The sequence below is a fragment of the [Mycobacterium] manitobense genome (assembly GCF_025821665.1).
Classification (GTDB): Bacteria; Actinomycetota; Actinomycetes; order Mycobacteriales; family Mycobacteriaceae; genus Mycobacterium; species Mycobacterium arseniciresistens.
Genome location: NZ_JACKSJ010000125.1, coordinates 1 through 4,809, shown reverse-complemented (window position 1 = coordinate 4,809; position 4,809 = coordinate 1). Strand labels below are relative to the sequence as shown.

General features: G+C 71.5%; 5 protein-coding genes. 3 read left to right on the top strand and 2 right to left on the bottom strand.

From position 1 onward, the window contains the following. Positions 1 to 373, top strand: a 373-nt coding sequence (locus tag H7I41_RS15830) for a DUF2567 domain-containing protein (RefSeq protein WP_264013555.1), incomplete at its 5' end; no start/stop codon positions are given. Here H7I41_RS15830 and H7I41_RS15825 read toward each other — a convergent pair. After that, positions 309 to 1,661 (bottom strand): lipase family protein, encoded by a 1,353-nt coding sequence (locus H7I41_RS15825; protein ID WP_264013554.1) that lies wholly within the window; start codon positions 1,659 to 1,661, stop codon positions 309 to 311. The genes H7I41_RS15830 and H7I41_RS15825 overlap by 65 nt on opposite strands. A gap of 42 nt (positions 1,662 to 1,703) precedes the next feature. Beyond that, positions 1,704 to 2,369, bottom strand: a complete 666-nt coding sequence (locus H7I41_RS15820; protein WP_302916918.1) for an NUDIX hydrolase — start codon at positions 2,367 to 2,369, stop codon at positions 1,704 to 1,706. 73 nt (positions 2,370 to 2,442) lie between these two features. Here H7I41_RS15820 and nadA point away from each other — a divergent pair, with 73 nt between their 5' ends. Together nadA and H7I41_RS15810 are read left to right on the top strand one after the other, a co-directional pair. Next, positions 2,443 to 3,468 (top strand): quinolinate synthase NadA, encoded by a 1,026-nt coding sequence (nadA, locus tag H7I41_RS15815; protein ID WP_372503755.1) that lies wholly within the window; start codon positions 2,443 to 2,445, stop codon positions 3,466 to 3,468. A 56-nt stretch (positions 3,469 to 3,524) separates the two neighbouring features. Continuing rightward, the coding region (locus H7I41_RS15810; RefSeq protein ID WP_264013556.1) for an L-aspartate oxidase at positions 3,525 to 4,809 on the top strand (1,285 nt) is incomplete at its 3' end.

Genomic DNA, 4,809 nt, shown 5'->3' with positions numbered 1-4,809 from the left:
GTGCGCGCTGGCGGCCGCCGCAGCCGCGGCTGTCGGCGCCGGAATCGCGCGGCTGCGCTACGGCGTGGTCGACGTCGCCGCCGCCCCGGTATCACCTGAGCACCGGGTGCACTACGTGACCGAGGCGCCCGCGGTGTTCTTCGGTCACTCGCCGCTGCAGGTTCTGGTGACGATCCTGTTCCCGGCCGCCGTCGCGGCGCTGGTGTACGCGCTGACCGCGGTCTCCACCGCGCGCGACGACCTGGGCGGATGGCCGCCGCAGGACGCCCGGCGGCCGACTTTTGATCGGCCGACTACTGGTCGACCGCCTACTGATCGAACTGGGACAGCGGACGACGCTCAACCCGTCGGCCCGCAATCACCTTCGCGCTGATCACCCCGAGCCGCAGCATGCCGCGGTAGGTCGACGGGTTCAACAACGTCGGCCACTTGGTCCGCGTCATGTGGGCGCTCAGCGGGCGGCCGGCGAACCGGTCGCGCAGCCAGCGCAGCGTCATCGGCGCCGACATCGGGTGCAGCAGCATGTGCTCGCTGAACATGTCCCGGTGGTAGGTGACGTGGGCGCCGCCGCTGCAGTAGGACTCGATCAGGACGTCGATGTCGTCGACCGACACGATCCGGTCGTGCACCGCCTGCACGATCAGCACCGGCGGGGTCGGCACGGCGGTGCCGAGCTTGATGCGGTCGAACACGGCCTGCACCTGCGGCGTCTGCAGGATCTGCTCGAGCGGTGCGTCGACGAAGTTGCCCATGTCCATGCCGATCCAGCGCAGCACGGCGTGTGCGGTCGTCATCTTCTCGATCCGCAGCAGCATCGCCTTGCCCTCTTCGGTGGCGTGCTTCTGGATCACCTCGTCGAGCTCGGGGAAGGTGTGCGTCAGCGCCGCCACCACCATCGCGGGCAGCCCGGAGAAGAAGCTGCCGTTGAGCCTGCGGAACGCGTGGCCGAGGTCGGCGACCGGCGAGCCGAGGACGGCCCCCACCACGTCGAGTTCGGGCGCGTACTCCCCGCACACCTCGGCCGCCCAGGCGGTGGCCAGGCCGCCGCCGGAGTATCCCCACAGGCCCACCGGCGCGTTGGCCGCGAGGCCGAGGCGCTCGCAGTTCTGCGCGGCCCGCACCCCGTCGAGGATGTGGTAACCCGGCTCGTACGGAGTGCCCCAGAAGCCGTCGGCGCCCTCGTGGTCCGGCACGGACACCGCCCAGCCCTCGGCCAGCGCCGCGGCGATGAGAAGGAATTCGAGCTGCGCCAGCGCGCCGATGGCCTTTGCGCCGCGCCGCAGCGCATAGGACGGGAAGCAGCGCCCGGCCACCGCGTCGATGGCGCACTGATAGGACATCACCGGACAGGGCCGCGTGGTGTCGCGCTGCGTGGGCACCACGACGGTGGTGACGCCGGCCTGCGGCTCGCCGTTCATGGACGTGGTGCGGTACAGCAGCTGGGTCGCGGTGAACTTCTGCGGGACGAGGCCGAGGAACGCCAGCTCGACGTCGCGCGACCGCAGCACGGTGCCTGGCCGGGCGTGTTCGTATCCGGCCGGCGGCTGGTAGAAGGGATCCCTGCTCGGGAGGACCGGTCGGGTCCGGGGCACGACATCCTCGTGCAGCGGCTGGCCGATCCACTCGGCGCCGGTGTCTCGTGCCGCATTGCCCAAGTCCATCCGGCCACTATCCCTTAAGAGGTCGTTAAGAAGCCAGCCGACTCACCCGGGCGGCCGCAACGCGGCGAACTCGTCGGTGACGCGGTAGCGCGACTCGGCGAACCGGAACAGCGCCGGCGGCCGGCCGCCGCTCTTGCCCGAGCGTGCGGTGGTGCCGGTGCGGCTGATCACCTGGCGCCGTTCCAGCACCCGCTGCAGATTGGTGGCGTCGACCTGGTAGCCCAGTGCGGCGCCATAGATGTCGCGCAGCGTCGACAGCGCGAACTCTTTGGGAGACAACGCGAATCCGATGTTGGTGTAGGAGAGTTTGGCCGCCAGCCGGGCATGGGCGTGCTGCACCATCGGGCCGTGGTCGAACGCCATCTCCGGCAGCGCGCTGACCGGGTGCCACCGCGTGTCGGCGGGCAGGGCCGGCGTGGCGGGGGAGGGCACCAGGCCGAGGAAGGTGGAGGCGATGGTGCGGGTTCCGGGCACCCGGGATGGGTCGGAGAACACGGCCAGTTGTTCGAGGTGAGCGAGTTCACGCAGGTCGACCTTCTCGGCGAGCTGGCGACGCACCGAGCTGATCAGGTCCTCGTCGTCGCCGAGCCGCCCGCCCGGCAGTGACCACCTGCCGCGTTCGGGGGCCAGCGCCCGCTGCCATAACAGCACGTGAAGGGCGGGTTGGCGGGTGTCGAGCCCACGAACCTGGAACACGACGGCGAGCACCTCGTGGGCAGTGCTACGATTGGGCATGTTTTCGATCATAAGTCGAAAACCTCACCGATCGAAGGAGGCGACCGTGACGGTTCTGGACCGGACGTTCGCAGGAGACCACTCCGGAAGCTTGGCAGACGACGTCGTGCCCACCGAGGAGTGGGCGGCCGAGATCCGGCGGCTGGCCCGCCAGCGCGGCGCCACCGTGCTGGCGCACAACTACCAGCTGCCCGAGATCCAGGACGTCGCCGACCACGTGGGTGACTCGCTCGCGCTGTCGCGGATCGCCGCGGAGGCGCCCGAGGACACGATCGTGTTCTGCGGCGTGCACTTCATGGCCGAGACCGCCAAGATTCTCTCGCCGCAGAAGACGGTGCTCATCCCGGACCAGCGGGCGGGCTGCTCGCTGGCCGACTCCATCACCGCCGACGATCTGCGGGAGTGGAAGGCCGAACACCCCGACGCCGTGGTGGTGTCCTACGTCAACACCACCGCCGCGGTGAAGGCGCTGACCGACATCTGCTGCACGTCGTCCAACGCCGTCGAGGTGGTGGCCTCCATCCCGGAGGACCGCGAGGTGCTGTTCCTGCCGGACCAGTTCCTGGGCGCCCACGTCCGGCGCGTCACCGGCAGGACGAACCTGCACGTGTGGGCCGGCGAATGCCACGTGCACGCCGGGATCAACGGTGACGAGCTGGCCGAGCAGGCCCGCACTCACCCCGATGCGGAGCTGTTCGTCCACCCCGAATGCGGTTGCGCAACATCGGCTCTCTATCTCGCGGGCGAAGGGTCGTTCCCGGCCGACCGAGTGAAGATCCTGTCCACCGGTGGCATGCTCGACGCCGCCCGCGAGTCCAAGGCACGCCAGGTGCTGGTGGCCACCGAGGTCGGCATGCTGCACCAGTTGCGCCGTGCCGCACCGGAGATCGACTTCCAGGCCGTCAACGACCGGGCGTCGTGCAAGTACATGAAGATGATCACCGCCGGTGCGCTGCTGCGCAGCCTGACGCACGGCACCGATGTCGTCGACGTCGATCCCGAGACCGCCCGGCTGGCCCGGCGCAGCGTGCAGCGGATGATCGAGATCGGTCAGCCCGGCGGCGGGGAATGACGCCTCCGGCTGACGAGCGCTTGCGCGAGGAGCGTGTCACCGCGTGCGGCGGCGGCATGTGGCAGGTCCGCGCCGACGTCGTGGTGGTCGGCACCGGGGTGGCGGGACTCGTCGCCGCGCTCACCGCGCAGCGCCGCGGTAGCAGGGTGCTCGTGCTCAGCAAGGCCTCGGAGTCCGAAGGGGTGACGGCAACCTTCTACGCCCAGGGTGGCATCGCGGTGGTGCTGCCGGACGGCCTGGCCGACACCGACGACTCGGTGACCGCCCACGTCGCCGACACGCTGGCCGCCGGCGGTGGCCTGTGTGACCCCGACGCGGTCATGTCGATCGTCGCCGACGGCTACCGTGCCGTGGCCGACCTCGTCGACGACGGCGCCCGCTTCGACGAGAGCGCAAGCGGGCGTTGGGCATTGACCCGCGAGGGCGGGCACACCCGGCGCCGCATCATCCACGCGGGCGGCGACGCCACCGGCGCCGAGGTGCAGCGTGCGCTCGACCGGGCGGCGGCCCGCCTCGACATCCGGCGTGACCACGTCGCGCTGCAGGTGCTGCACGACGGCGCCGCCGTGACGGGCCTGCTGGTGCTCAACGCCGACGGCCTCGGCGTGGTGCACGCCCCGACGGTGATCCTGGCGACCGGCGGACTGGGCCAGCTCTACTCGGCCACCACCAATCCGGAGGGGTCGACCGGTGACGGTGTCGCGCTGGCACTGGAGGCGGGCGTCGCGGTGAGCGACGTCGAGTTCACACAGTTCCACCCGACCATGCTGTACACCGGACCCGGTGGCGGCCGCCGCCCGCTGGTCACCGAGGCGATCCGGGGTGAGGGTGCGAACCTCGTCGACGGGAGCGGCGCGCCGGTGACCGCGGGAGTGCACCCGATGGGTGACCTCGCGCCCCGCGACGTGGTCGCCGCGGCGATCGACGACCGGCTGCGGCAGACCGGTGACCCCTGCGTGTTCCTCGACGCCCGGCGCATCGACGACTTCGAGCGCAGGTTCCCCACCGTCACCGCGGCATGCCACGCGGCAGGCGTCGACCCCGTCCGCGAGCCGATTCCGGTCGTGCCGGGCGCGCACTACAGCTGTGGCGGCGTGATCACCGACGTCGCAGGCCGCACCTCGCTGCCCGGCCTGTTCGCGGCGGGCGAGGTGGCCCGCACCGGCATGCACGGCGCGAACCGGTTGGCATCCAACAGCCTGCTCGAAGGCCTGGTGGTGGGCGGTCGCGCCGGCCGCGCGGCCGCCGGGCACGCCGCGGCCTGCGGAACAGCCTGCTCGAAGGCCTGGTGGTGGGCGGTCGCGCCGGCCGCGCGGCCGCCGGGCACGCCGCGGCCTGCGG

What these genes read in the sequence shown, in the direction of transcription:
- H7I41_RS15825 (WP_264013554.1), bottom strand. Translation starts at nt 1,661, where the DNA reads ATGGACTTGGGCAATGCGGCACGAGACACCGGCGCCGAGTGGATCGGC.